This is a genomic window from Lysinibacter cavernae, assembly GCF_011758565.1.
Taxonomy (GTDB): domain Bacteria; phylum Actinomycetota; class Actinomycetes; order Actinomycetales; family Microbacteriaceae; genus Lysinibacter; species Lysinibacter cavernae.
Genome location: NZ_JAAMOX010000001.1, coordinates 554,788 through 581,053, shown reverse-complemented (window position 1 = coordinate 581,053; position 26,266 = coordinate 554,788). Strand labels below are relative to the sequence as shown.

General features: G+C 59.7%; 22 protein-coding genes. 10 read left to right on the top strand and 12 right to left on the bottom strand.

Translation table 11 applies throughout. The annotated features are described in order from the left end of the window. Positions 1–40 precede the first annotated feature (40 nt). Positions 41–1,255 (bottom strand): ammonium transporter, encoded by a 1,215-nt coding sequence (locus tag FHX76_RS02710; RefSeq protein ID WP_167147584.1) that lies wholly within the window; start codon positions 1,253–1,255, stop codon positions 41–43. A 403-nt stretch (positions 1,256–1,658) separates the two neighbouring features. After that, a complete protein-coding gene (gene zapE / locus FHX76_RS02705) occupies positions 1,659–2,696 on the bottom strand; it encodes a cell division protein ZapE (RefSeq protein WP_167147581.1) in 1,038 nt (345 codons plus the stop codon). Positions 2,697–2,840: 144 nt separating this feature from the next. Between zapE and FHX76_RS02700 the strand changes: the two genes are divergently transcribed. Both FHX76_RS02700 and FHX76_RS02695 read left to right on the top strand, forming a co-directional pair. Beyond that, positions 2,841–3,737, top strand: coding sequence for a sulfurtransferase (locus tag FHX76_RS02700; protein ID WP_167147578.1), 897 nt, complete (start codon positions 2,841–2,843; stop codon positions 3,735–3,737). A gap of 92 nt (positions 3,738–3,829) precedes the next feature. Continuing rightward, complete coding sequence (locus FHX76_RS02695; protein ID WP_167147575.1) at positions 3,830–4,276, top strand: SufE family protein; 447 nt, start codon at positions 3,830–3,832, stop codon at positions 4,274–4,276. A gap of 6 nt (positions 4,277–4,282) precedes the next feature. Here FHX76_RS02695 and FHX76_RS02690 read toward each other — a convergent pair whose 3' ends face one another. Further along, entirely contained in the window at positions 4,283–5,467 is a 1,185-nt protein-coding gene (locus tag FHX76_RS02690; protein ID WP_167147572.1) for an alpha/beta hydrolase family protein, read from the bottom strand. Positions 5,468–5,575: 108 nt separating this feature from the next. On the opposite strand from FHX76_RS02690, the gene FHX76_RS02685 reads away from it, so the two are divergent. From FHX76_RS02685 to FHX76_RS02670, 4 genes are read left to right on the top strand one after another with little or no spacing between them, the layout of a single operon-like run. Beyond that, positions 5,576–6,169 carry a DUF3000 family protein gene (locus FHX76_RS02685; protein ID WP_167147569.1) on the top strand — a complete coding sequence of 198 codons (594 nt, stop codon included), beginning with the start codon at positions 5,576–5,578 and terminating at the stop codon, positions 6,167–6,169. Continuing rightward, the gene (locus tag FHX76_RS02680) at positions 6,162–7,370 is read left to right on the top strand and encodes an HRDC domain-containing protein (protein WP_167147566.1); all 1,209 of its coding nucleotides are present in this window, start codon (positions 6,162–6,164) and stop codon (positions 7,368–7,370) included. Before FHX76_RS02685 ends, FHX76_RS02680 begins: the two co-directional genes overlap by 8 nt. 33 nt (positions 7,371–7,403) lie before the next feature. Further along, the gene (locus tag FHX76_RS02675) at positions 7,404–8,642 is read left to right on the top strand and encodes a thiolase family protein (RefSeq protein WP_208402416.1); all 1,239 of its coding nucleotides are present in this window, start codon (positions 7,404–7,406) and stop codon (positions 8,640–8,642) included. A gap of 5 nt (positions 8,643–8,647) precedes the next feature. Next, on the top strand, positions 8,648–10,816 hold the full coding sequence (locus FHX76_RS02670) for a 3-hydroxyacyl-CoA dehydrogenase NAD-binding domain-containing protein (protein ID WP_167147560.1): 2,169 nt from the start codon (positions 8,648–8,650) through the stop codon (positions 10,814–10,816). 114 nt (positions 10,817–10,930) lie between these two features. On the opposite strand, the gene FHX76_RS02665 is transcribed toward FHX76_RS02670, so the two are convergent. The 7 genes from FHX76_RS02665 to dut all read right to left on the bottom strand — a co-directional run bounded on the left by FHX76_RS02665 (position 10,931) and on the right by dut (position 19,632). Then, on the bottom strand, positions 10,931–11,908 hold the full coding sequence (locus FHX76_RS02665) for an aldo/keto reductase (protein WP_167147557.1): 978 nt from the start codon (positions 11,906–11,908) through the stop codon (positions 10,931–10,933). Then, positions 11,905–12,288 carry a MerR family transcriptional regulator gene (locus tag FHX76_RS02660; RefSeq protein WP_167147554.1) on the bottom strand — a complete coding sequence of 128 codons (384 nt, stop codon included), beginning with the start codon at positions 12,286–12,288 and terminating at the stop codon, positions 11,905–11,907. Before FHX76_RS02660 ends, FHX76_RS02665 begins: the two co-directional genes overlap by 4 nt. 101 nt (positions 12,289–12,389) lie before the next feature. After that, positions 12,390–14,342: a 1-deoxy-D-xylulose-5-phosphate synthase gene (gene dxs / locus FHX76_RS02655; RefSeq protein ID WP_167147551.1), complete on the bottom strand. Its 1,953-nt coding sequence runs from the start codon at positions 14,340–14,342 to the stop codon at positions 12,390–12,392. Positions 14,343–14,634: 292 nt separating this feature from the next. Next, a complete protein-coding gene (locus tag FHX76_RS02650; RefSeq protein ID WP_167147548.1) occupies positions 14,635–17,448 on the bottom strand; it encodes an aconitate hydratase AcnA in 2,814 nt (937 codons plus the stop codon). A 131-nt stretch (positions 17,449–17,579) separates the two neighbouring features. Then, entirely contained in the window at positions 17,580–18,413 is an 834-nt protein-coding gene (locus FHX76_RS02645; protein ID WP_167147545.1) for a DUF3159 domain-containing protein, read from the bottom strand. 14 nt (positions 18,414–18,427) lie between these two features. After that, positions 18,428–19,141 carry a DUF3710 domain-containing protein gene (locus FHX76_RS02640; protein WP_167147543.1) on the bottom strand — a complete coding sequence of 238 codons (714 nt, stop codon included), beginning with the start codon at positions 19,139–19,141 and terminating at the stop codon, positions 18,428–18,430. Beyond that, positions 19,138–19,632 carry a dUTP diphosphatase gene (dut, locus tag FHX76_RS02635; protein ID WP_167147540.1) on the bottom strand — a complete coding sequence of 165 codons (495 nt, stop codon included), beginning with the start codon at positions 19,630–19,632 and terminating at the stop codon, positions 19,138–19,140. Before dut ends, FHX76_RS02640 begins: the two co-directional genes overlap by 4 nt. Before the next feature lie 61 nt (positions 19,633–19,693). On the opposite strand from dut, the gene FHX76_RS02630 reads away from it, so the two are divergent. Together FHX76_RS02630 and FHX76_RS16830 are read left to right on the top strand one after the other, a co-directional pair. Then, entirely contained in the window at positions 19,694–20,155 is a 462-nt protein-coding gene (locus tag FHX76_RS02630) for a DUF3093 domain-containing protein (protein WP_167147537.1), read from the top strand. Between the two features lie 179 nt (positions 20,156–20,334). Continuing rightward, complete coding sequence (locus FHX76_RS16830; protein WP_386762224.1) at positions 20,335–20,688, top strand: GNAT family N-acetyltransferase; 354 nt, start codon at positions 20,335–20,337, stop codon at positions 20,686–20,688. Between the two features lie 98 nt (positions 20,689–20,786). On the opposite strand, the gene FHX76_RS02620 is transcribed toward FHX76_RS16830, so the two are convergent. After that, a complete protein-coding gene (locus tag FHX76_RS02620) occupies positions 20,787–21,077 on the bottom strand; it encodes a DUF4193 domain-containing protein (protein ID WP_167147532.1) in 291 nt (96 codons plus the stop codon). A 219-nt stretch (positions 21,078–21,296) separates the two neighbouring features. Between FHX76_RS02620 and sepH the strand changes: the two genes are divergently transcribed. Next, a complete protein-coding gene (gene sepH, locus FHX76_RS02615; RefSeq protein ID WP_167147530.1) occupies positions 21,297–22,505 on the top strand; it encodes a septation protein SepH in 1,209 nt (402 codons plus the stop codon). Positions 22,506–22,542: 37 nt separating this feature from the next. Here sepH and FHX76_RS02610 read toward each other — a convergent pair whose 3' ends face one another. Continuing rightward, positions 22,543–23,661, bottom strand: a complete 1,119-nt coding sequence (locus tag FHX76_RS02610) for an alkaline phosphatase family protein (protein ID WP_167147527.1) — start codon at positions 23,659–23,661, stop codon at positions 22,543–22,545. A gap of 102 nt (positions 23,662–23,763) precedes the next feature. Here FHX76_RS02610 and FHX76_RS02605 point away from each other — a divergent pair, with 102 nt between their 5' ends. After that, on the top strand, positions 23,764–26,229 hold the full coding sequence (locus tag FHX76_RS02605; protein WP_167150273.1) for a DNA gyrase/topoisomerase IV subunit A: 2,466 nt from the start codon (positions 23,764–23,766) through the stop codon (positions 26,227–26,229). Positions 26,230–26,266 lie beyond the last annotated feature (37 nt).

Below are 26,266 nucleotides of genomic sequence, written 5' to 3'. Positions count from 1 at the left end.
CGGGGTCTGAGGACCAGCCGCCGGGCACCGTAGTCAGTAACTAGACACGAGCAGGTTGTGCTTCGAGCGAGTAGCCTTCCTCGCCGTGCACAATGCTGTCAATACCAGCCACCTCATCCTGGGTGGTGACCCGGAAGCCAATGGTCTTCTGAATCACCGTACCGATCACAAACGCCACCACGAAGGAGTAAATGACGATAGCCAGGACGCTTATCGACTGGACCACGAGCTGACCAAAGTCTCCGCCAACAAACAGGCCGGTGTCGGTCGCAAAGAATCCGAGGTACAGCGTTCCGATGATGCCGGCGACCAAGTGGAGACCAACAACATCAAGTGAGTCATCGTAGCCGAGCTTGAACTTCAGGTCGATCGCGACGGCACACACGGCACCGGCAATGAGACCAAGCAGCAGCGCCCAACCTGGAGTGAGGTTTGCGCAGGCCGGGGTAATTGCAACAAGACCGGCTACGGCTCCTGAAACTGCTCCAACCGACGTTGCCTTTCCATCCTTGAACTTCTCAACGATGATCCAGCCAAGGATGGCCGCGGCAGGTGCGGCGATTGTGTTCAGGAAGATGAGTCCTGCCTCTCCCGGCTCGCTGGCTGCGCCGGCGTTGAAACCGAACCAGCCGAACCAGAGCAGCGCAGCACCCATAAGTACGAGCGGAACGTTGTGTGGCTGTGTGATGCCTTTCTGGAAGCCAACACGCTTGCCAAGCACGATCGCAAGGGCCAAAGCTGCCGCACCCGCGTTAATGTGCACCGCCGTACCACCCGCGTAATCGATCACAGCGGGCAGTCCGCCCATGAGGTCACCAAGGTTTGAGATCCATCCGCCTCCCCAGACCCATGCCGCGACAGGGAAATACACGAGCGTGGCCCAGACACCGGCAAAGATCATCCATGAACCAAATTTTGCGCGGTCGGCAATCGCTCCAGAGATCAAGGCGGTGGTGATGATCGCAAAGGTCGAGCCGTATGCGACCCCGATGAGGTCCTCCCCCGAAACGCCAGCCTGGCCGAAGTTAGCGAAGGGATTTCCTGAGAACGCCCACACGTTGCCGCTCGTAATGGCTGACATGCTTGAGCCGTACAGGATCCAGAGCACGGCAACAAGCCCGAGGGCTCCAAAGCTCAGCATCATCATGCTGACGACCGACTTGGCCTTGACCAGTCCGCCGTAGAAGAACGCGAGCCCCGGCGTCATAAGCAGCACAAGTGCCGCCGATGTGAGTGTCCAAACTGTTGTGTCCATGAGAACCTCTTGTGGTTGTGAAACGTGGTTATGTACGTGGTTCAAAACTCGACGACCCCATAAGTGCTCAGTGATTCTGTCGAACCGTTTGCTGAGGCGCTGATCGTGGTTGAGGCGTCTGTTACAGCATGTTCCTCATGTGTTTCGGCTGACGGCGGCCCGTGTTTCCGTCGCGTAACGCGATGCCCCATTCATGTAACAACTCTGTTTCGTGGTCAACGCGACCTGTGCCGATTCGTCGCGAGAGGTCGTAACAGAGGTCAAAGATTGAGATCGCAAAAAATGCTCCTATTGGCGCAAAACGGAGCATCTTTTGCGACCTCGATCGCCAAACCGCGTCAGGGTTAACCACAACATCCACCCAAGCCGGAGTGGCTGGGTGGATGTTGTGGAAGCGAACTGGTTAGGCCAGCTCGGAGGTCAACGCGTTCATACGAGACATCGACCGGAGATACTTCTTGCGATATCCGCCGTTCAGCATTCCTCCCCCAAACACCTGGTCGAGAGGAACGCCGGATGCAATGATCGGAATCTGCGCGTCATACACTCGGTCAATAAAAGCAACCAAACGAAGCGCACCGGTCTGGTCGTCAAACTCGGTGACGTTGCGAAGCGCAATCACGTCGATGCCGTCAAGCAAACGCACATAGCTCGACGGATGAATCTTTGCCAGATGAGCCATGAGTTCATCAAACTCATCCACGGTGACCGTTTTGCCCGCGGCAACCTGGGTCGCAACGGCATCCTCGAACTCGGCGTCTGGAGTGACTCTTGCGTGTCCGTCAAGATCTCGCTGACGGTAATCGGTGCCGTCAATGCGGATGGTCACGAAGTTTGAGGCAAGGGCCTGAATTTCCCGGAGGAAATCTGCCGCGGCAAAGCGTCCCTCCCCGAGTGCGTTTGGCGGCGTATTGGATGTCGCGGCGATACGCGTCCCTCCGGCCGTCAACGCACCAAGCAAGCGGGTCATAATCATCGTGTCGCCCGGATCATCAAGCTCGAACTCGTCGATGCAGATAAGGGATGCGCCCTTGAGCGCCTCGACTGCAGCGGCGTAGCCAAGCGCACCAACGAGGGCCGTGTACTCGATGAACGTGCCAAAATACTTTGGCCCTTGTGCCTGGTGCCATAGCGCCGCGAGCATATGGGTCTTGCCAACACCAAAGCCACCATCGAGATAGACGCCTTTATCCGCGTCCTCATTCACGACCTTCTTCTTACTGAAGAATCCACCGGACTTGACCTTTTTGGCGGAACCAAAGTTACGAAGACGCGCGACGGTTTCGGCTTGCGACGGAAAATTTGGATCTGGCCGGTAACTGTCAAATGTCGCGTCGGCAAACTGCGGTGGCGGAACCAAGTTGCGCACGATTTCTGGTCCTGAGACTCCAGGCGTGCGATCGACAAGGCGGGTCATTGTGAGCAGCGGGTTGGTATCCATTAACCTAAGGGTGGTATGCGAGCAAGTTATGTTTCGTAAGACTACGGCCGACATGAAAAACACAGGGGTTTCGCGTAGATTCGTAGCGCGGCCACAGGAGTAGCCTAGTGCCGTTATTGCAGTATCAACACTTACGGAGGAAACATGTCTATAGAGGTTGACAGCGCTTCAGAGCTTGCGGGGTACGCGCATCCTGAACGCCTGGTAAGCACCGAGTGGCTCGAACAGAACCTTGGTCGCGAAAACCTTGTGGTCGTGGAATCTGACGAAGACGTGCTCCTCTACGAAACCGGACACATTCCTGGCGCCGTGAAGATCGACTGGCACACTGACCTGAACGACCCCGTCGTGCGCGACTACGTCGGCGGCGAAGCGTTTGCCGCCCTCCTCGGAGAAAAGGGCATCAGTCGCCACACGACCGTCGTCATATACGGTGACAAGAGCAACTGGTGGGCTGCATACGCACTCTGGGTGTTCACGCTCTTTGGTCACGAGGATGTTCGACTCCTCAACGGAGGCCGCGATAAATGGATCGCAGAAGGCCGCCCAATCACCAATGAGGTGCCAACGCCGACTCCTGTCGAGTACCCAGTGATCGAACGCAACGATCCTGCCATCCGCGCATACAAGGAAGACGTACTTGCCCATCTTGGCAAGCCACTCATCGACGTTCGCGGCCCTGAGGAATACACGGGTCTCCGAACCACGATGCCAAACTACCCGGAAGAAAGCTCGCTGCGCGCCGGCCACATCCCCACCGCTGCGAGCGTGCCGTGGGCAAAGGCTGCGGCCGAAGACGGAACCTTCCGTCCCCTCGATGAGCTCAACGCCCTCTACCGTGACGGTGCTGGCCTGAGCGAGGGCGACGACGTTGTGGTGTACTGCCGCATCGGCGAGCGTTCAAGCCACACCTGGTTTGTGCTCACCCACCTGCTCGGGTTCGACAACGTTCGCAACTACGACGGTTCGTGGACCGAATGGGGCAGCGCGGTTCGCGTCCCCATCGTAAAGGGCGAAGCCCGCGGAGAAGTTCCGGCTTAGCCAGACCAGTTTCCACACCATTCGGTTCGTGGGGCGCAATCATTTGCACCCCACGAACCGTTTTGTATTCCACGAACGTTACGATAGAAGCGATGTCTGACACAACACTGCCACCAGCGCTGAGCGCCATCCAAGAAGACTTCCTCGCGCTCGAAATTCGCGACCGCCTCCAGTTGCTACTTGAGTTTTCGAATGAGTTGCCGGAACTTCCGGAGCGCTACCAGGATCACCCCGATCTGTTTGAGCGGGTCGAAGAGTGCCAGGCTCCCGTGTTTATATTTCCAGAGGTCACTGACGAGGGCATTTTCCACCTCTACGCGATGGCACCGGCCGAGGCCCCAACCACCAGAGGGTTCGCATCTATTCTGGCGCAGGGCCTTGACGGGCTCACCGCCGACGAACTGCTCGCAGTGCCCGACGACTTTCCGTACATGATCGGGCTGACCGAGGCGGTCTCTCCCCTACGCATCAGAGGCATGCTCGGCATCCTTGGGCGCATCAAGCGGGCGGTGCGCCAGCAACTGGCTGATCGGGCTTAGCCAACGCTATGTGTTGATACCTGTTGACGTGATCCAGCTCCGGATGGATGACGCCCACCCGTTGCGATCGAAATTCCACAGCTTCGTGTGCCTTGCCACGCGAAACGGCACAAACGTGACAATGTCTTGGCGGCGCTGTGCAAGCGCCCGTGACGGTGCTGAGGTGATGAATCCGTCGTCGTCGCTGTGCATGAGTAGTATCGGCACGGTCAGTTCGTCTGCCCGCTCAACCATGTTGAGCGCGCGCAAGTTAATGGCCGCCGGTTGGGTTGCTCGAAACAATCCGGTCGAGAGCAGATCGAATGCCCAGTTTTGGATGGTCGGCGGTAAGTGTTTCTCTGCAGCGAGAACCCTCAGCGACTCATACCAATCAATCACCGGCGAATCGAGAACCAGGCCCCTGATGACACTGGCCTGCTGAGACCTGAGTAACGTCTGCAGCACCGTGGCACCGCCCATCGACCAGCCAAAAAGCACGATCGATGTCGCGCCGTTTGCTCGCGCATATGAAATCGCGCTGTCGACGTCGCGCCATTCAGTATCACCGAGCGAGTACTGTTTGCCCGGCGCATCTGGAGCATCCCCGTCGTTTCGGTAGGAAACCACGAGGTTGGTATAGCCGGCCTCCCTGAACGGTGGTACGCCCCTTATGGCTTCGGGGCGCTGCACTCCCCGACCGTGGACGTGGATTGCCCACCGGGGAGAAGCTTTCTTCGCGTCGATACGCCAGGCAGGAGCCGGCCCAAGCTCTGTTTCGATGTTCACGTCCTGGCACGGGTAACCAAGCTCCGACGGATTCAGATAGTACCAACCGCTGATGCGTCCACGAGTACCGGGTCGAGGGGATCCAGAATCCACCGTAATGAGTTGCCTGGTCACACGGGTGTCTGTACGTTCAATGATCTCGCCAATCCGACAAATACTGTCGCCATTATCGGAGATAAGCGTGTAGTGCCCCGGCAAGACGCAGTCCGGATGCACGCCAAGAGTAACCGTCTCGGCGATGATATCTGAGGCAACGATTGGAATGTCATAGATGGACGATGTTGGTCGGGAAACCACGGCCCGAGCAAATCGCAGTGCAACGAGGCCAGAACCAACCATGATGGCACCAACGCCCGCAGCTAGTCCCCCGGCGGCAACAACCAGTGCCTGTGCGTCAATGCCAGATGTTCGTCGCTGCTTGGTCATCAGACGGCCCCGCCTGCCTCGAACTGAGCAATCATATTGGGGCGCCTCTCGGTCGACTCTCGGCGTGGCTCCACTCGGGAGCAACGTTTCAATCTTAGTCTGACATTTGTGAGCACTCAGAGTGAAGAATCGGTCCCCGCTGAGTTCGCTCGTGCGTTGGATTCTATCCGCAAGGCAACGTACCGCACGGATCTGCGTGTGAGGTCGATTCCAGCACCGGCAAAGCTCGCCCCGCATTCTGTTTCGCTCGCGGCCGATATCAATCCCAACGAGCACGGGGTCGATTCTCCCCACGGCACCGGCAGGTTCATCCTGCTCTATGACGCGCAGGAGCCGGAAGAATGGGGTGGACCATTCCGGGCCATCTGTTTTGCACAGGCACCCCTTGAGACCGAAATCGGGCTTGATCCGTTTCTTGCGGAGGTCACGTGGTCGTGGCTTGTTGACGGCCTCAACGCCCGCAATGCGAACTACACCGCGGCCTCCGGAACCTCAACTAAGATTTTGTCGACTGGCTTTGGCGAGCTAGCGGCACAGGGAGACGGCGCACAAATTGAATTGCGCGCTTCGTGGTCTCCCCTTGACCACAACATTGGGCCGCACGTTGAGGGCTGGGGTGAACTCCTGTGTATGCTTGCGGGCCTCCCACCCAGCGCAGAAGGCGTGACGTCCCTGAAATCCAGAAGGATGACGCGTGAATGATTGGCAGCTGGTAACCGACCAGGATTCGTTCCACCAGGCGGTGGAGTCCTTGGCCGCCGGCACGGGAGTCCTCGGCGTTGACGCCGAGCGGGCATCCGGTTACAAATACGCTCAGAGCGCGTACCTCGTTCAGTTCTTTCGAGAGGGTTCTGGCACGTTCCTCTTTGACCCGGTTGGTATCGACTCATTTGGTGCGCTGCAAAGCGAGCTTGGTAATGAGGAATGGGTCTTCCACGCTGCTAGCCAAGACCTCCCGTGCTTCCGCGAACTCGGACTCGACCCGGTTCGCATCTTTGATACGGAACTTGCTGCTCGCATCCTCGGCATGCCGAGGGTCGGTCTCGGCGCGGTTGTCGAAGATGTGCTCGGAGTGCACCTCGCCAAAGAGCATTCTGCCGTTGATTGGTCGACGCGTCCGCTTCCAGAGCCTTGGCTCAACTACGCGGCCGCGGATGTGACGCTCCTGCCTGCTCTGCGGGCGAAGCTTGCCGAGCGCCTCGACGAGGACAGCAAAACACGTTTCGCCTTTGAAGAGTTCACCGAAACGCTGAATAAACAACCGAAGCCAGCGCCTGAGGAGCCGTGGCGAAAGATGTCGGGCATCCACAAGATCACGGGCCTTCGCAATCTTGCCATCGCCCGCGAACTCTGGTTTGCCCGCGATGAGCTTGCCCGTGCCGACGATGTGGCACCTGGCCGGTTAGTGCCGGATGCGGCGCTCGTTGCCGCCGCGCAAGAAATGCCACGCTCGAAGGGGCAGCTTGCTGCGCTCAAGACCTTCAATGGGCGTGCGAGCCGCCGCGAGATCGATCGCTGGTGGAACGCAATCCTTGCCGGACGAGAGTCTGATGAGCTTCCTGTCCTCCGCCCAAGCAATACCAACAGCATGCCTCCACACCGCACGTGGAAAATGCGCTACCCGGAGGCACACGAGCGACTCGTTCGACTCCGCGAAGCGCTCAAGGAACCATCAGAATCGCTCAACATTCCCGTCGAGAACCTCATGACGCCGGAAGTGCTTCGGCACCTGTGCTGGCATCCGCCGCAGGATCTGACCCTAGAGTCGGTTTCGGATGCGCTGCGGGAATTTGGCGCTCGGCCCTGGCAAGTTGAAACAACAGGACAGATTATTACCGATACTCTTGTAGACATCCGCCAAAACCCTGCGGCGAACGACGAGCAGGGTTCGTCGGAAGAGTGAAACGAATTCCGGGGCCGTTCGCGCGTTCCTAGGATGAAATCTGGTTCAGTCATTGGAGGCAAAGTGGCCGCAGTAAACGATGTTGTTTTTGTTGATGGTGTTCGTACACCATTCGGCCGAGCAGGCGAAAAGGGAATGTTCTGGAATACCAGGGCCGACGATTTGGTCGTCAAGGCCATGGTTGGTGTTCTTGAACGCAACCCGCAACTTCCCACCGAACGGATTGACGACGTAGCAATCGCCGCCACAACCCAGGTTGGCGACCAGGGCCTCACGCTAGGCCGCACTGCCGCAATGCTTGCGGGACTGCCAAAATCAGTCCCAGGTTTTGCCATTGATCGGATGTGCGCCGGCGCAATGACCGCGGCATCCATGATGAGCGCGTGCATCGGCTTCGGCCAGTACGACGTTGCCATCGCCGGTGGTGTTGAGCACATGGGACGCCACCCGATGGGCTTTGGGGCAGACCCAAATCCACGGTTCCTTTCGGAACGTATGGTGAGTGAGGATGCCCTCAACATGGGCATGACCGCTGAGAACATCCATGATCGCTTCCCCCACCTCACCAAGGAACGCGCTGATCGCTTTGCCCTCCGCAGCCAGCAAAAGGTTGCGGCGGCCTACGAGAACAACAAGATTCAGCCGGACCTGGTACCCGTTGCGATCCGCGGTGAAAACGGTTGGGGCCTTGCCACAAGGGATGAGGCACCACGCCCGGAGACCACGATGGAGGGCCTCGCCGCGCTCAAGACCCCGTTCCGCGCCCACGGTCGGGTGACGGCGGGCAACGCTTCCGGCCTCAACGATGGTGCCACCGCGTGCATCCTCGCCAGCGGCGACGCTGTGAAGGAGCTTGGGCTCCAAACAAAGATGAAACTCGTGAGCTTCGCGTATGCCGGTGTTGAACCGGAGATCATGGGCATCGGCCCGGTTCCCTCAACAGAGAAGGCACTTCGAAAGGCCGGCATGAGCATCACCGACATCGGACTTTTTGAGCTGAACGAGGCATTTGCCATCCAGGTGCTCTCGTTCCTCGACCACTTCGGCATTGACGATGACGACGACCGAGTGAACCCCTACGGCGGCGCAATCGCCATCGGGCACCCCCTCGCTTCGTCGGGTGTTCGCCTCATGAATCAGCTCGCCCACCAGTTCGCCGAGCGCCCCGACGTGCGCTACGGCCTGACCGCCATGTGCATCGGACTCGGTCAGGGCGGCACCATGATCTGGGAGAACCCCAACTACTCGGGCAAGAAGAGCGGAAAGAAGTAACCACGATGACTGATTACACTGCTATCGATTTCACCGCTCTGCTCGAGTCAAGCGGCGACGAAGTGATCACCAAGAGCCTTGTTCGGGATGTTCCTCTCGCAAGCGGAAAAACGCTCGCGCTCATCACACTCGACAATGGTCGCGACCACACCAGGCCAAACACGCTTGGTCCGCGCACGCTGCACGAGCTGGGCGAGGTCCTCGACCAGCTCACCGTGCGGGTGAAGGCTGGCGAAATCCAGGGTGTCGCTGTCACCGGCAAACCGTATTTCCTCGCTGCAGGGGCCGATCTCAGCAAAGTCAGCGAGCTCTCCGACCGAGAGACCGCCCTGCAGATGGGTCAGCTTGGGCACTTCGTGCTCGGCAAGCTTTCACACCTCGGAGTGCCGTCGTTTGTGTTCATCAACGGCCTCGCCCTCGGCGGCGGCACCGAGATCGCGCTGAACGCCGACTACCGCACGGTAGACAAGAACATCCCAGCGCTCGGCCTGCCAGAGGTCTTCCTCGGGTTGATCCCCGGGTGGGGCGGGGCGACCATCCTGCCGAACCTCATCGGTATTGAGAACGCGCTGAACGTGGTCATCTCAAACCCGCTCAAAAATAACCGAATGCTCAAGGGCGCTGAGGTGCTCGAACTCGGTATTGCCGACGCAATGTTCGATTCAGTCAACTTCCTCGAGGATTCGCTGCGGTGGGCCGATGGCGTTCTCTCCGGCACCGTCAAGGTAACCAGGCCAAATGAGCCAGGCAAGCTCGAACGGATTGGCAAGTGGGATATCGCGATCAAGGTTGCGAAGGGCCAGCTTGAGTCACGAATTGGCACCGTAGCTAAGTCCCCGTATAAGGCGCTTGAGCTGCTCAAGGCGGCCAAGGACAACGACCGTGTCAAGGGCTTCGAGCGCGAGGACGAAGCGCTCACCGAGCTCATGACTGGCGACCAGTTCCACGCGAGCATGTACGCGTTCAACCTCGTGCAGAAGCGGGCTAAGCGGCCAGCTGGCGCACCGGATGCTGCGCTCGCCCACAAGATCACGAAGGTTGGCGTCATCGGCGCCGGCCTCATGGCGAGCCAGTTTGCGCTGCTCTTCGTTCGTCGCCTACGAGTGCCCGTTGTGATCGCCGACCTCGACCAGGGTCGCGTCGATAAGGGCCTCGCCTACATTAACGAAGAAATCGACAAGCTCGCGGCAAAGGGTCGTATCTCCCCCGACGAGCGCAACCGACTTTCTGCGCTCGTCACCGGCACAACGGATAAGGCCGACTTCGCCGACTGCGATTGGGTAATCGAAGCGGTCTTCGAAGAGCTCGAGATCAAGCAGAACGTCTTCGCCGATGTCGAGCAGTACATCTCCCCAGAGGCCATCCTCGCCACCAACACGAGTTCGCTGTCGGTTGAACAGATCGGCGCGAAGCTCAAGCACCCTGAGCGCCTCGTTGGTTTCCACTTCTTCAACCCCGTTGCGGTCATGCCGCTCATTGAGGTTGTGAACACGCCGCAGACAAACGAAGAGTCACTGTCGACCGCCATGGTGATCGCAAAGAAGCTCAGGAAAACCGCCGTCATCACGCGCGACACTCCGGGCTTCGTTGTGAACAGGGTGCTCGCCAAGCTCCTTGGCGAAGCGATGCACGCAATCGACAACGGCACACCGTTTGAGGTTGTTGACCATGCCCTCGACTCGTTTGGGCTACCGATGACGCCGTTCGAGCTGCTTGAGCTCGTTGGGCTGAAAGTTGGCGCCCACGTGCTCGACACGCATCACGCCGCATTCCCCGACCGGTTCTACCGCAGCGAAAACCTGCACAAGCTCGCCGAATACGGCAAGATTCTCGAGCGTGACGGCAAGGGCAAGATCAAGGGCATCGACAAGGGCGCCCTCAAAATCGTGGCAAAAGGTGGTGTGACCGAGTGGAACAGTCCGCTCGCCGGTAACACGGCCCTCACCGGCGACGAGATCCTCACACGGGTGCAGGACGGCCTCGCCGACGAAATCCACCGGATGCTCGAAGACGACGTTGTGCACGCTGCTGAAGACATCGACCTCTGCATGATCATGGGCGCCGGGTGGCCGTTCCAAATGGGTGGAGCAACCCCGTACCTCGACCGCGTTGGCGCGAGCGAGCGCGTATTCGGCGCGACGTTCCACAACCCGCCCATCCGAGGCATCCACTAGCCACCGCTCCGCCTGATTCAAGCCGCGAGTGCCCTTGATCCGATCCAAATCTGCGATTTTTGGTCGAATTGAGGGCACTCGCGGTTGGATTTCTATGTTGCGCGGCGCGGTTGGCTAGCGGTTGATGGATGACATATCTGGGTACCGTTCGCCGACCGGGGCCGCGACCGCGTTGAGTGCGGCCAGCTGGTCTGGGGTGAGGGTGACGGCGTCAGCCGCGACATTTTGCTCAAGGTACCTGACCTGCTTAGTGCCAGGGATTGGCGCGATGTCCTCCCCCTGCGCAAGAAGCCACGCAAGAGCCACCTGACCGGGCATTGCGTCAACCTGCTGCGCGACGGCCTCAACCTGCTCGACAATGCGGATGTTTGCCTGCAGGCTATCGCCCTCAAACCGTGGGTTGAACCGGCGGAAGTCATTCTCGTCGAGCTGATCAACGGAACGAATGGCGCCGGTCAGGAATCCCCTGCCGAGCGGCGAATACGGCACAAAACCGATGCCTAGTTCGCGAACCGTTGGCAACACCTCTGCCTCGGGGTCGCGCGTCCAGAGCGAGTACTCTGTTTGCACTGCGGTGAGTGGATGCGTCGCATGCGCGCGACGGATGGTCTCAGGTGCGGCCTCCGAAAGCCCAAGGTATTTGACCTTGCCCTCGGCCACGAGCTCTCCCATTGCACCAACGGTGTCCTCAATGGGAGTGCTGGGGTCAACGCGGTGGAGGTAGTACAGGTCAACGGCATCTACACCGAGGCGCTGCAACGATCCCTCGATCGAACGGCGCACGTTGGCAGGCGATCCATCGTATCCACGCCCGCTGGCGCCATTGTTCGGAACAATGCCAAACTTTGTGGCGATCGTGACCTCGTCGCGGCGGTCATTGAGCGCACGGCCCAGGAGGACCTCATTGGTGTGTGGCCCGTACATCTCAGCAGTGTCAAACAGCGTCACACCAAGATCGATTGCCCGGTGGATGGTGCGCAGCGATTCGGCCTCATTCTGCCCGCTGCCCGTATAAAACGCAGACATGCCCATGCATCCGAGACCGATGCGGGCGACCTCTAGCCCCTGCGAGCCAAGCTTGATATGTTTCATTGAGTTGCAACCTTCCGTGCGTAAACGTCAATCTTGTATTCGATTGCCGCGAGACTCGCCTGAGTCTCTGCCAGATGAGCGCTCACAATTGCCCGGTGCTCAACGAGGAGCTGGAGCCTGGCGGCTTGCGTCCCCTCGCCCTGACGGGCAAGCTCCGTGTACGTTCGGATCTGCGCGATCGACATACCCGTTGACCGAAGCTTGGTCAGAAAGATGACCCAGGCGACGTCCTGCTCGTGATACTGCCGGTGCGTCGATTGAGCGCGGCCAATCGAGTACAGCAGCAGCCCTTCCCGCTCGTAGTACCGAAGGGTGTGGGCGGAAACGCCGGTCGCCTCAGCCATCTTCGAGATGGACAGCCCTGCCTGTGTGATGCTCATATCGCAACGATAAACCTTAGAGCGCACTCTAGGTCAAGCGCCGTGCGATTCGACACGTATCGGCCACACAACTACCGCGTCAGCCGAGGCCAACAGCGAAGCTACGCTTCCTTATGGATACCGATTGTGGCCGTCGTTGTTGGCACCTCACCGGGCAGCGGGCGGGCCACAGGGATCTTGCTGCCAAGTACCTGTGCAACGACGTCGCGCGCGATCTGCTGGGCGGTGAGACCGGCATCTTCAAGAATCTCTTCACGGGTTGCATGGTCGAGGAACTCGTCGGGGAGGCCAAGCTCGGTCACCGCGGTATCGACGCCTGCACGACGAAGATCTTGGCGAATCCGGGTGCCAATTCCGCCAACCCTGACGCCGTCTTCGATGCTGATCACAAGCCTGTGCTGGGCCGCGAGCTCAATGACACTATCAGCAACCGGCACAACCCACCGCGGGTCGATAGCCGTGGAGCCGATGCCCTGATCCGCCAATCGCGCCGCAACATCGAGGGCAACAGCTGCCATCGAACCAACCGAGACAAGCAACACATCGCGCTTCGCGTCTTCGTGCAGTACGTCGACACCATCGCTCGTGCGTCGAATGGCCGGCAACTCAGCCTGCGCCGTTCCCTTTGGGAAACGGATGACGGTGGGCGCGTTGTCAACGGCGACCGCCTCACCAAGCACCTCGCGCAAGCGAACCGCGTCTCGGGGTGATGCGATGCGGATGCCCGGCACAACCTGCAAAATTGCGAGGTCCCACACACCGTGGTGACTTGGGCCGTCTGGGCCAGTCACACCAGCTCGATCAAGGACAAACGTGACGCCAGCCTTGTGAAGCGCCACATCCATAAGCACCTGGTCAAACGCCCGGTTCATGAACGTCGCATACATGGCAACAACAGGGTGCAACCCGCCGTAGGCAAGCCCAGCAGCGCTTGTTACCGCGTGCTGCTCGGCGATGCCAACGTCGTAGACGCGGTCTGGGAATCGTTCGGCAAAGGCGTGCAGCCCCGTTGGCCGCAGCATAGCCGCAGTGATGCCGATAACGCGCTTATTCTGCTCGGCAATCGACACGATCTCGTCGCTGAAGACGGATGTCCAGGATTGCCCCTGTGACGAACCAATTGGAAGTCCGCTGCTGGGGTCAATCTTTCCAACCGCGTGGAACTGGTCCGCCTCGTCGAGGCGAGCCGGCTCATAACCACGCCCCTTCTCGGTAATCACGTGCACGATCACCGGCTGGCCGTAGTGCTTGGCCTGCTTCAGCGCCTCTTCCATCGCTCGGATATCGTGGCCATCAACCGGGCCAACGTACTTGATATCAAGGTTTGAATACAGCGACTCGTTGTCGGTGAAGCGGCTCAAGAAGCCGTGCATGCCGCCCCTGACACCGCGATACAGCGAACGGCCTGCCTTACCCATGCGGTTGAACGCCTTTTCGCTACTACGCTGCAGATCGCGGTAGGTGCGCTGCGTGCGCACGCCGTTCAGGAATCGGGCCATCCCGCCGATGGTTGGCGCGTAGGATCGGCCATTATCGTTGACCACAATCACGAGGTTGCGCGCGTTATCGTCGCTAATGTTGTTGAGCGCTTCCCAGGTCATGCCGCCGGTGAGGGCACCGTCGCCAACAACAGCGACCACATAACGGTCATCCTGACCCGTCTGGGCAAAGGCTCGGGAGATGCCGTCGGCCCAGCTCAGCGAACTGGAGGCGTGTGAGCTCTCAACGATGTCGTGAGGTGACTCGCTGCGCTGCGGATACCCGGCGAGGCCGCCACGAAGGCGGAGGCGAGAGAAGTCTTGGCGACCGGTGAGGAGCTTATGCACGTACGACTGGTGGCCGGTGTCAAAGACGATGGGGTCATTGGGTGAGTTGAACACACGATGCAACGCGATGGTGGTCTCGACCACGCCAAGGTTTGGGCCTAGGTGACCACCGCTCTTGGCGACCTCGGTGATCAGAAATTCACGGATCTCCGCGGCGAGCTGCTCAAGCTCGTCAAGAGAGAGCTGATCAAGATCGCGTGGTCCGCTTATCCTCTGCAGCAAGCTCACTCGTCCTCCTCGGTACGTTCGACCCGGTCACATCTGACCAGGCCTGGTAAATCGGACAGCTATGCCCACGTGCGAGTTTACGACTCGCGGACGGTTTTAGGGTTAACCCCCGCCGATCGACCAATGATCAAGCTTCCAGGATACTCGCTTCTGCGCGCTTCTGCCCGGTCATACGCCCCACCTGTGCAAACTCCCAGGACACAAAAAACCCCTCGCGGGGCGCATCTTCGCTCGTGGGGTGCGAATAATCGCACCCCACGAGGAAGTTTGCGCCCCGCGAGGGGCATTGGTGCTAGACGAGCGAACGCAGTACGTACTGCAGGATTCCGCCGTTGCGGTAGTAGTCGGCCTCACCAGGCGTGTCGATGCGGACAACCGCGTCGAACTCGACCGGAGCCTTGCCGGCACCCGAGAACTCGCTTGGCGATGCAACAACACGGACCGTCTTTGGCGTTACGCCCTCGTTGAGCTGCTCAACACCGGTGATCTCGAAGACCTCGGTGCCATCGAGCCCAAGCGAGTCGGCGCTTTCGCCAACGGGGAACTGCAGCGGAAGCACACCCATTCCGATGAGGTTCGAGCGGTGGATACGCTCGAAGCTCTCGGTAATCACGGCGCGGACACCGAGCAGGCTTGTTCCCTTAGCAGCCCAGTCACGCGACGAGCCAGAACCGTACTCCTTGCCACCGAGCACCACGAGGGGCGTTCCGGCCGCCTGGTAGTTCTGCGAGGCGTCGTAGATGAACGACTGAGGGCCGTCTGCCTGCGAGAAGTCGCGGGTGTAGCCACCCTCAACGTCGTTGAGCAACTGGTTGCGGAGGCGGATGTTGGCAAACGTTCCGCGGATCATGACCTCGTGGTTTCCACGACGCGAGCCGTAAGAGTTGAAGTCCTTACGAGCAATGCCATTCTCGGTGAGGTACTGACCGGCAGGAGTGTCGGCCTTGATGTTACCGGCTGGGCTGATGTGGTCGGTCGTGACCGAGTCGCCCAGCTTTGCGAGCACGCGCGCGCCCGAGATGTCGGTAACGGGCGTGGTTTCCATGGTCATGCCATCGAAGTACGGGGGCTTGCGAACGTAGGTCGATTCTGCATCCCACTCGAACACGTTGCCCGTTGGGATGGGCAGGTTGCGCCAGCGGTCGTCGCCCTCAAATACGCTGCCGTATTTGTCGGTGAACATGCCGGTGTCGATTGACGAGTCGATGGTCGACTGTACCTCGAGCGGGTCTGGCCAGATGTCTTTGAGGAACACGTCGTTGCCGTCGGTGTCTTTGCCAAGCGAGTCGGTGTCGAAGTCGAAGTTCATCGATCCGGCAAGGGCATAGGCGATAACAAGCGGCGGGCTCGCGAGGTAGTTCATCTTCACGTCTGGGTTGATGCGACCCTCGAAGTTACGGTTACCAGAAAGCACCGAGGTGACGGCGAGGTCGTTCGCCTGAACTGCGGCGGAAACTTCCTCTGGCAGCGGACCGGAGTTACCGATACACGTGACACAGCCGTATCCGACCAGGTAGAAACCGAGGTCTTCGAGGTACGGGGTCAGACCAGACTTGTCGTAGTAGTCAGTGACAACCTTCGAACCGGGAGCAAGCGTGGTCTTGACCCACGGCTTTGACTTGAGGCCCTTCTTGGCTGCGTTGCGAGCCAAGAGTCCGGCCGCGAGCATAACCGACGGGTTCGACGTGTTGGTGCACGACGTGATCGAAGCGATCGTCACCGCACCGTGGTCGATGATGTACTCTTCGCCGTCTGGGCTCGTCACCTTTGCGGGGTTCGAAGCGCCGGCAGGGCCAGAGCTAATAAGCACTGGCGCCTCAACCGTGTGACCGCTGTCGTCGCTCGTCGACGAGGGCGGGTCGGATGCTGGGAACGAATCCTGCGATTCCTGATCAACAATCGAGTGCGAAACCGTCGCGTAGTTGTTCAGGTCGACGTGGAACTGATCCTTCGCCTTTGTCAGCTCGATGCGGTCCTGTGGACGCTTCGGGCCGGCGATGGATGGAACAACCGTGCTGAGGTCGAGCTCAAGGTATTCGCTGAAGGTCGGCTCGTCCGACGGGTCGTGCCACAGCTTCTGCAGTTTCGAGTACTGCTCAACAAGGGCGATCTGCTCGTCGCTGCGGCCGGTGAGGCGCAGGTAGTCGAGCGTGACATCGTCAACGGGGAAGATTGCAGCGGTTGAACCGAACTCTGGGCTCATGTTTCCGATGGTGGCGCGGTTTGCGAGTGGCACCGAAGCGACACCCTCGCCGTAGAACTCTACGAACTTGCCAACAACACCGTGCTTGCGCAGCATCTGCGTAATGGTGAGCACAACGTCGGTCGCGGTCACGCCCGCAGGAATCTGGCCTGCAAGCTTGAATCCAACAACCTTGGGGATGAGCATCGAAACGGGCTGTCCGAGCATTGCGGCCTCGGCCTCGATGCCACCAACGCCCCAGCCGAGCACACCAAGTCCGTTGACCATTGTGGTGTGCGAGTCGGTTCCAACACAGGTGTCTGGGTACGCCTGGAGGTTGCCCTCGACCGTACGGGTGTAGGTTACGCGAGCAAGGTACTCAATGTTGACCTGGTGCACGATGCCGGTTCCGGGCGGAACCACCTTGAAGTCATCAAACGCCGTCTGTCCCCAACGCAGGAACTGGTAGCGCTCACCGTTGCGCTCGTACTCGATCTCAACGTTGCGCTGGAACGAGTCGGGCGCGCCAAAGAGGTCGGAGATGACCGAGTGGTCAATAACGAGCTCTGCGGGCGCGAGCGGGTTGATCTTGTCTGGGTCTCCCCCGAGGTCTGCAACTGCCTCACGCATGGTGGCGAGGTCAACGATGCAGGGAACACCGGTGAAGTCCTGCATGACCACGCGAGCTGGCGTGAACTGGATTTCGGTGTTGGGTTCTGATGTTGGGTCCCAGTTGCCAAGGGCCTCGATGTGCTGCTTTGTTACGTTTGCACCGTCTTCGGTGCGGAGAAGGTTTTCAAGCAAAACCTTCAGACTGTAGGGCAGCTTCTCGTAGCCGGGAACCTGGTCAATACGAAAAACCTCGTATGCCTCTGATCCAACATTGAGAGTGTCCCGTGCGCCAAAACTATTAACCGCGGTCACGTTTTCTCCTTTACTGAGCCTGAGACAATCTTGCTCCCGACACAGGCAAATCTCTAGGAAGGTTGACCTAACCTAGAGCAGTAAAATCGCGGAATTACGGGGAAAACTATCTCGATGTCAAGATAATTCTATCACTTCGGCGTGGTGCCGGATGCCGCATCATTTTCGCCGTGGGCGTCGCCCTCAGTCGACAACGCAGTATCCGCATCCGAGCTTGCCGCCTTATTCGCGGCGAGAGTCGAACGCACAATGAGCCAGGATGCACCAATGGCAACCACGAACAGCGGGATTCCCATGACCAGCCGGGCGACGCCAAGCGCCTCAATCTGCTCCGCGTAATACATGGGCAACTGGACAAGCAGCCGCAAACCAAAAACGCCAACCCACAACAGGGTGACAAGCATCATGACCCGAAAGCTGCGCCTATCCTTGCGCCACGCAGTTCCCTGCCCCGTGAGAAACCCAATGGCAACCCCGATCAGCGGCCAGCCAACCAACACGGAGATGAGGAGACCGAGCCCCCAGGCGATGTTCGTGAAGAACCCGGTGACGTAGTAATCAAGCGCCCGACCAGTCAGGAGCGCAATGACCACGCAGAACGCGATGCCAACAAGCCCAGACAGCGCCGAAACCAGTGGTTGACGCTGGGCCAAACGAATTACGAAGAAGACCAGTCCAATGGCCACCGGTGCGATCACGCTCGGCACAAGTTCGTGTGTCAGGACGTAGGTGACCAAAAACACGATGCCGGGAAGGATCGACTCGAGGATGCCGCGGTATCCACCAATCGAATCAAGCAGCGCCGATTTGGTGAGCGCCTCGCCAGAAGCGGCACGGCTCAGGCTGCCGGCCAGACCGCCTGAGGGAACTCGGGACTGAGCCCGTTCCGCCGCATCGGGCGCGCCATCGATGGGAGGCTCGTTGGCGTCAGAAGAAGCGGCATCAAGAGATTCGGGCTCAGTCATGTTTGCCAACCGGCTTAGATCTGTTCTGGCTCGCCAACCGCAACGGCGGCTGCTGGGAGACGGAGGGGCAGCAGGTCACGAGGGGGCAGCGCCTGGTCGCCACGAACAACAACCATGCTTCGGAACAGCTCGTGGATTTGCTCAGCCGTTGCCTCGTCGCTCGCTGCCTTGCCGGAGATCACTCCGCGAAGGAACCAGCGAGGGCCGTCGACACCAATGAAGCGAACGCTATTGGTTTTGCCGCCTTCTGCGGGCAGCTTTGCCTGCAGCTCTGGGCCAAACGGACCCTCAGCACTGACATATTTTGCCTTCTGCGCGTCAAGCTGCCCCTCAAGCTGGCCACGAACCTCGTGCCACATACCGGTGCTGCGCGGAGCGGAGAATGCCTGTACCTGCAGGCTGGAGTCTGCATAGTCGAGCGAGACAGCGATGATGCGCTGGGTAGCTTCCTCAACGTCGAGGCGCATCTGCATCCCCTCGCGAGGAAGTACTTTGATCGCGCCAAGGTCTACATACGGTCGCACGGTCGAGGCCTCAGTCACATCGAAGGGGCCGTTTTCTTCACGGTCGTCAGGGGCCGATTTTGACTCATCGACAATGTTTTCGTCGGCGGCAAGTTCAACCTGCTCAACCGCGTCAGAGGTCGCCTCATCGGCTTCGGTTACGTCGATCTCAACCGATTCAACCTCGGCGGCGTTCTTGTTGCTTTTTTTGCCAGCGTCACTCATGACTTCTGTCCTTTCAATTCTTCGTCTGATCCGGCTGCGGGAGTTTCAGTTGCGGGAGCCGAGTAACCGGTCGAACCGAACCCGCCCGCTCCCCTATCGCTTCCGGGAAGCTCTGCGACCTCAATGAAATTAGCTTGCGCTACCTGCATAAAAATTACCTGGGCGATACGGTCGCCTGCGTTGACAGAATACGCCTCACGCTTATCCGTGTTGAGCAGCGTGACCTTGACCTCGCCGCGGTACCCAGCATCCACCGTTCCCGGCGCGTTCACAACCGTAATTCCATGTTTGGTCGCGAGACCGCTGCGGGGCACAACAAACGCAACATAGCCATCGGGCATCGCAAACGACACGCCGGTTGGAACAAGCGCTCGTTCACCGGGTTCCAACACGAGTGAGATCGTGCTGCGAAGGTCTGCGCCCGCGTCACCTGGATGCGCGTAGGCGGGAATACTGGAGGCAGAGATAAGAACGTCAACAGTTTGGGTCACTCTTGCTAGCGTAGTCCAACTGGTAGCGCCGTCCACTCCGAACTTCTGGTAGGCATAGAGTATGCGCTTTTACACCGAACGACTTCGTCCCGGCATCTGGATGTTTGTGGCAGCTTTTTTGATTGTCCCAGGAACCATGCTCGTCTTGTTTCCCATCTCGATTCCGGCCGCGGTTATTTCGGCAATCGTGCTCTATGTCCTCGTCGCAGGAACGCTGCTCTACAGCAGCCCAACGGTTTCGGTTGTTGACAAGACCTTCACCGCAGGTCGCGCCCAGATTTCGGTTGATCAGATTGGCGAGATTGAGGCGTTTTCTGGCGAGGAAGCCACCGCAGAACGAGGACCGCGGTCGGATGCACGTTCGTACCTCATGATTCGCGGCTGGGTCGATCCGATCCTCAAAATCACGATTACCGACCCGAACGACCCCACCCCTTACTGGCTCGTTTCTACCCGCAGGCCACACGAGCTAGCCGACGCTATCCGCACGGCTCAGGGTGCGTCGACTACGCCGAGCGCGTAATCAATCAGTTGGCAATCCTTCGAGTCAGGCAGCCAAAGCCAAAATATGTATTTGGCTTTGAGCCTGTACACACACCAGACATACAACCGCTCTTTGCGGCGGCGTGCGATCACTCACGAGCCCTGTACGGCGATGAGCGTGAACCGCTCACCCCCGATGAGATTGAAGAAGCCGGCGGAATGGTATACGTCGCGCGGCATCTCCCTGATGATCCCAACCCGAATGGAAATCGCAAAACCACTACTGGGGCGCCCGTTGGCGTAGCAGTGCTTCTCCCCCTGCCTGATGGCTCGGGAGAACTCACCTCGCTCATTGTCGATCCGATGGACCGCGGGCTTGGCCTCGGAAAAATACTGCTCGGCGGCCTCCTTGCTGAGGCGGAACACCGGCGACTGCGCCGCATTCGAGCGGAGGCCGGCATCCACAACCATGAAGCGATACACCTGCTTGAGCGGCTCGGCTTTGTCGAGACACCCCGCTTTGGCTACCACGTAGAAGACCGGTTCAGCACGTGCTGGGCGCGGGATCTTTAACGCCCGCCGACGCTGCACGGGCAGGCAACAAAAAACCGGACCAACCGCCAAATAGGCAATTGATCCGGCATACGAGGCCATACCGGCCATCGTCAAACTTACATCGAGCACTCTCGGCAGACAGGGCCAAGCTTCGTCTCGTGGTCCATCTGCGAGCGGTGACGAACCAGGAAACAGTTCACACAGGTGAACTCGTCATCCTGAGGCGGCAGCACAACGACATCAAGATCCATGTCGGAAAGATCAGCGCCAGCCAGCTCAAATCCGGGATTGTCAGCATCTTCAGAGTCAACAGCCCCAGACAACTTATCGGGAACACGCTCTTTCAGAGCTTCAATCGACTCGGAGTCATCATCTGACTTGCGGGGAGCGTCGTAATCAGTCGCCATTCTCATCCAATTCTGTGCGAAATCCTTTAGCCATATTTATGGCGGACGGCGATAGTTTGCACGAACCTTGGAAAAATTGCAAACTGCGTCTTCAGGAGTTGCTCAGGCTGAGGTATCCTTCGGCCCTGAGAACAATACGGCACGCCCTCGTCATTATCAGGATTGTTGCCAGTGGCGTGCGATGCTTGGACGCAGACTATTCATCACCGGAGGCAGAATATGCAGGAGCTCAGAGTCGTCGGAAACGAAAACGGCGCCCTCGTCGTATCGAACGATGCCGGGGAGAGCTTCAGCGTCGTCGCCGACGATGCACTCTTTGCCGAGGTACGCAGGCTCCAAAAGCGGGATGCAGACGCGGTTCGCGTTTCGCCGCGCATCATCCAGACCCACATTCGTGCCGGTCGCACTGCCGAAGAAGTTTCGGAACTCACCGGTGCCAGCATCGCCGATGTTGAGCGATACGAGGGACCCGTTCTTGCCGAGCGCGGTTACATTCTCGACAGCGCACTCGCAGTATCAGTCGTTCTGAATACGGCAGAGGCAGAACTCCAGCCGCACAGCTTCGGCGAGGCGCTCGATCTTCGGCTCGACACCCTCAGCGCAACGGGACGCACCTGGACGTGCTGGCGCGACGACGAAGACGGTTGGCTCGTCAAGCTTGCCTTCACCGCGAACGAGGTCGACCACGAAGCGATCTGGGCCTTTGACCACAAGAAACTCACGCTCAACCCCCTCAACTCCGAAGCAGTAACGCTTTCGAAGCAGGGCGACATCAGCGACCGACTCATCCCAAAACTCCGCGCCGTTGAGCACCCGGATGCCCAAAAAAAGGGCGACCGGTTCGACTCTGGGGCCTTTGATGTGGATGCACTGACCGAGGCTGCCGACGAGGAAGCCGATGCGGCAGGTGTGCACGAAACGAAAGAGTTGCCGCTCGAATCGCACTGGTCGCGAGAGGTTGATGAGCTTGCTGTCTCGCGTGCCGACGACCCAACAGACTTCGGCCAAACGGCCGATCTCCTTGAAGCCCTTCGCCGGCGCAGAGGAGAACGCGAATCCGCTTCGCAGCAGGCGCCAGTGGAACCGAACATTCCTGCATTGCCAGCGAACGAAGACGTTGAGACGCAGATGCTCGACATCGTTCAGGACGAACGATTCGAAACCTCCAACTCTGGAGTCTCAATCACCGGTATCCGTGGCGGGCGTTCGCAGGCTGGGCGGGGAGACGCCGAAGACTCAACGGGCGACTCCTCCACAACGGGTTCATCGTCGTCAGATGACTCAGCATCCGATTCGGACGAGTCCGCCTCCGAACAGAAAACCGCTCCCGTCGCTGACCTGCCAACCCGGCCTCGACGCAAACGCGCCGAAATGCCAAGTTGGGACGACATTCTCTTTGGCGCACGGAGCGACGAAGACCCCGTCTAACGCGCAGGCCGGGTAGTGCGCGTCACCTACCCCATCGCTACGCGAACGCACCAAATCTAATCAGGGGCACGCCGAGTTCCTGTTTACTCAGACCTCCGTGCTGCCCAACCATGCCACGGGACACCCGATCGGACTCCCCTGCGCTATACAGCGCAACTTCATTCTGCGCGACCACAATGACATCACCCATGCGTGGCAGCACGTCCTCGGTGACCTCCCCAAACAGTCCGCTTGCAACGGCCGCGTCTCGAGTGACAGCCAGTACCTTCTGGCCAAAAGCAGCTTGCCAGGTGGCGGCCACGGCATCCGCATCGCCAGAAGCGTCAAGATAGAGATATCGAAAGCGTGGCTCGCCGCCGACCTCTGCGATTCCCTCCATGAGGGAGGGATCTTCGTCGTACAGCAGATGCTGCGACTGCGGCACGTCAATGATGCCGTGGTCCGCCGTCAGCACCACGCCGACCGAGCCGGGAAGCCCCGCCACAAATCGGCGCACCTCGCCGTCGAGCAGTTCGAGTTTTTGGGCCCAGGCATCCGACTCCCAACCGGAAGCGTGCGCCTCGCGGTCGAGCTCGTCAACGTAAACATAGACGAGCTTGTGCTGACCGCGCTGCACAACCGACTCGGCAGCGGAAAATCGCTCAGCCAAGGAATCGGCGGGAACATACTCGGCACCGGTAAGGATCGCCGCGGTCAGCCCTGTGGCCGCATGCTTCTGGCGTCCGATCACGGCGCTTGCGACCCCCGCTTGAGCGGCCGCCTCAAACGCGGTAGCGCTTCGTTGCCACTCCCGCACCGGATCGATACCATCCCACTCACTCAGGGTGGTGACAAGCCGGTCGGATTTGGGCTCGCGGATGCGGTAGCCGATCAAGCCGTGCTGTCCAGGAAGCGTGCCGGTTGTGAGCGTCGTGAGCGCCGCGCCAGTCGTTGAGGGCGCAACCGTCTCAATTCGCTCATGCCTCGAACCCCATAAGAACCGACCGTATCCGGAGCGACGCTTGAGATTCGCAAAACCAAGACCATCCACAACAATCACGACGGCAATTGAGGCCGTTCCAAACCGTTGTGGATGCTGCCCTACGCCAATCGCTGACAGGCAAGTTGGTAAAACCTCGGCAAGGCGCAGGCCGTAGGGTGATTGCGTAGGTAGCATGGGGGCAATCGTACCTGTCCGCACGTAGATCATGTGAAAGCAGCCGTGAGCGAAAACCTCATTCCAACCGAACGAATTGAAGACGTCGACATCTCAAACGAGATGCAAGACTCCTTCTTGGAATACGCGTACTCAGTAATTTACTCGCGCGCCCTTCCCGATGCCCGCGACGGGTTGAAGCCCGTTCAACGCCGCATCCTGTACCAAATGACCGATATGGGCCTTCGCCCAGACAAGGGCCACGTCAAGTCTGCCCGCGTTGTTGGCGAGGTCATGGGTAAGCTGCACCCGCACGGCGATTCCTCGATCTACGACGCGCTCGTCCGCCTCGCACAAGACTTCACGCTTCGCGTACCAATGATCGACGGCCACGGCAACTTCGGTTCGCTCGATGACGGCCCAGCGGCCGCGCGATACACCGAGGCAAGGCTCGCCGGGCCAGCAATGGCAATGACCGACAACCTTGACGAAGACGTTGTTGACCTTGTTCCCAACTACGACAACCAACTTAAGCAGCCAGAGGTTCTCCCCTCCGCCATCCCCAACCTGCTCGTCAACGGTGCCAGTGGCATCGCGGTTGGCATGGCGACAAACATGGCACCGCACAACCTCGTCGAGGTCGTGCAGGGGGCCAGACACCTGCTCATGAATCCTTCGGCAACCGTCGAGGAACTCATGGAGTTCATCCCTGGCCCCGACCTCCCAGGAGGCGGAACCATCGTCGGACTCGACGGCGTTAAGGATGCCTACCGCACGGGTCGCGGTGCGTTCCGCACTCGGGCAAAGGTTCGCGTCGAAGCGCTCACACCACGGAAAAGCGGGCTCATCGTCACGGAGCTTCCCTACCTCGTTGGTCCCGAACGCGTTATCGAAAAGATCAAAGACGGCGTCGATGCGAAGAAGCTCAGCGGTATTACCGATGTTGTAGACCTCACCGACCGCAAAAACGGCCTGCGGCTTGTCATCAGCATCAAAACCGGGTTCAACCCGGAGGCCGTACTTGAGCAGCTGTACCGGTACACGCCGCTTGAGGACTCCTTCAGCATCAATAACGTCGCCCTCGTTGGCGGCCAACCGCAGACGCTCGGGCTTCGTGAGCTCCTCCAGGTATTTGTCGACCACCGCATCTCGGTCATCACTCGCCGCTCACAGTTCCGCCTCGCACGACGCAAGGAACGACTGCACCTCGTTGAGGGAATGTTGCTGGCCATCCTCGATATCGACGAGGTCATTCAACTCATCCGCACAAGCGATGACACCGATGCGGCACGCAAACGACTCATGGAGGTCTTCGACCTGAGTCATATCCAGGCCGAGTACATCCTCGAGCTTCGTCTGCGCCGCCTCACCAAGTTTTCCCGCGTGGAACTTGAAGCTGAGCGTGACAGCTTGCTCGCCCAGATCGCAGAGCTTGAGGCCATTCTTGGCAGCAAGCAGCGCATCCGCGAGGTCGTCGCCGCAGAGCTGGATGCGGTAGCCGACGAGTTTGGCACCCCACGACGCACACTACTCACGGGGGCGGCACCCGCTCGCGTCTCGTCAGCCCAAGCGAAGAAGGCAAACCTCGAGCTTGCGGACACGCCATGCACGGTACTGCTCTCGACAACGGGGCGTGTTCTCAAGATCGAACACGATCCCGAATCCGGCGCCCCGACCGGCCCGAAGTCGTCACGGCGCGTCAAACACGATGCTGTGCTCTCGACAATTGAGACCACGAGCCGTTCCGAGATTGGCGCGGTCACCTCACTCGGCCGCATCGTACGGTTCACGCCCGTCGATTTGCCGGCGGTTCCTGCCGCGAGCGTCCAGTTTGCCGCAGGCGTAGCCCTGAGCGACTACCTCGGCATCCTCGAGAAGGGCGAGCGGGTCTTGCTACTCGCACCACTCTCGGCGACGGTAGATGGGGAAGACATCCTCGTCGCCCTCGGGACAAAGCAGGGAACGGTCAAGCGAGTTTCGCTTGCCGACCTCCCCGCAAAACCGGAGCTCGAGATTATTGGTCTCAAAGACGGCGACTCCGTTGTTGGCGCGTCGATCACGACCGACACCGACGAACTCGTCTTTGTCACCACGGATGCCCAGCTGCTTCACTACCCATCGGCAGCGGTTCGACCTCAGGGTCGACCAGCATCGGGAATGGCCGGAATCAAGCTCTCTGCGGAAGCCTCTGTGCTGTATTTCACCGCGGTCGCCCGCGAAATCTTCGAAACAGCGATGGTTGCTACCGTTGCGGATAGCTCGACAACCCTGCCTGGAACCGCAATCGGCAGTGGAAAAGTAAGCCTCTTTAGCGAGTTCCCTGCAAAGGGCCGCGCGACGGGTGGCGTGCGGGCTCAGCGGTTCTTGAAGGGCGAAGACGAGCTGACGGCTGCCTGGGTTGGCGACGGCGAGCCACGCGCCCTCGGCGTTGATGGCGGGCCTCGCGAGCTGCCGCTTGACCTTGCGAAGCGCGACGCCTCCGGTCAGTTCCTTGACGGCGAGGTGGCTTCTATCGGCGAGAGCGTCGCGACTGCGCTTGATGCAGGGCAGCCCGAAGCCAACGATGACACGGCCGAGACCTCCGACTAGCCTTCGCCGCCCATCCGCCCATCCAAAACCTGCATCT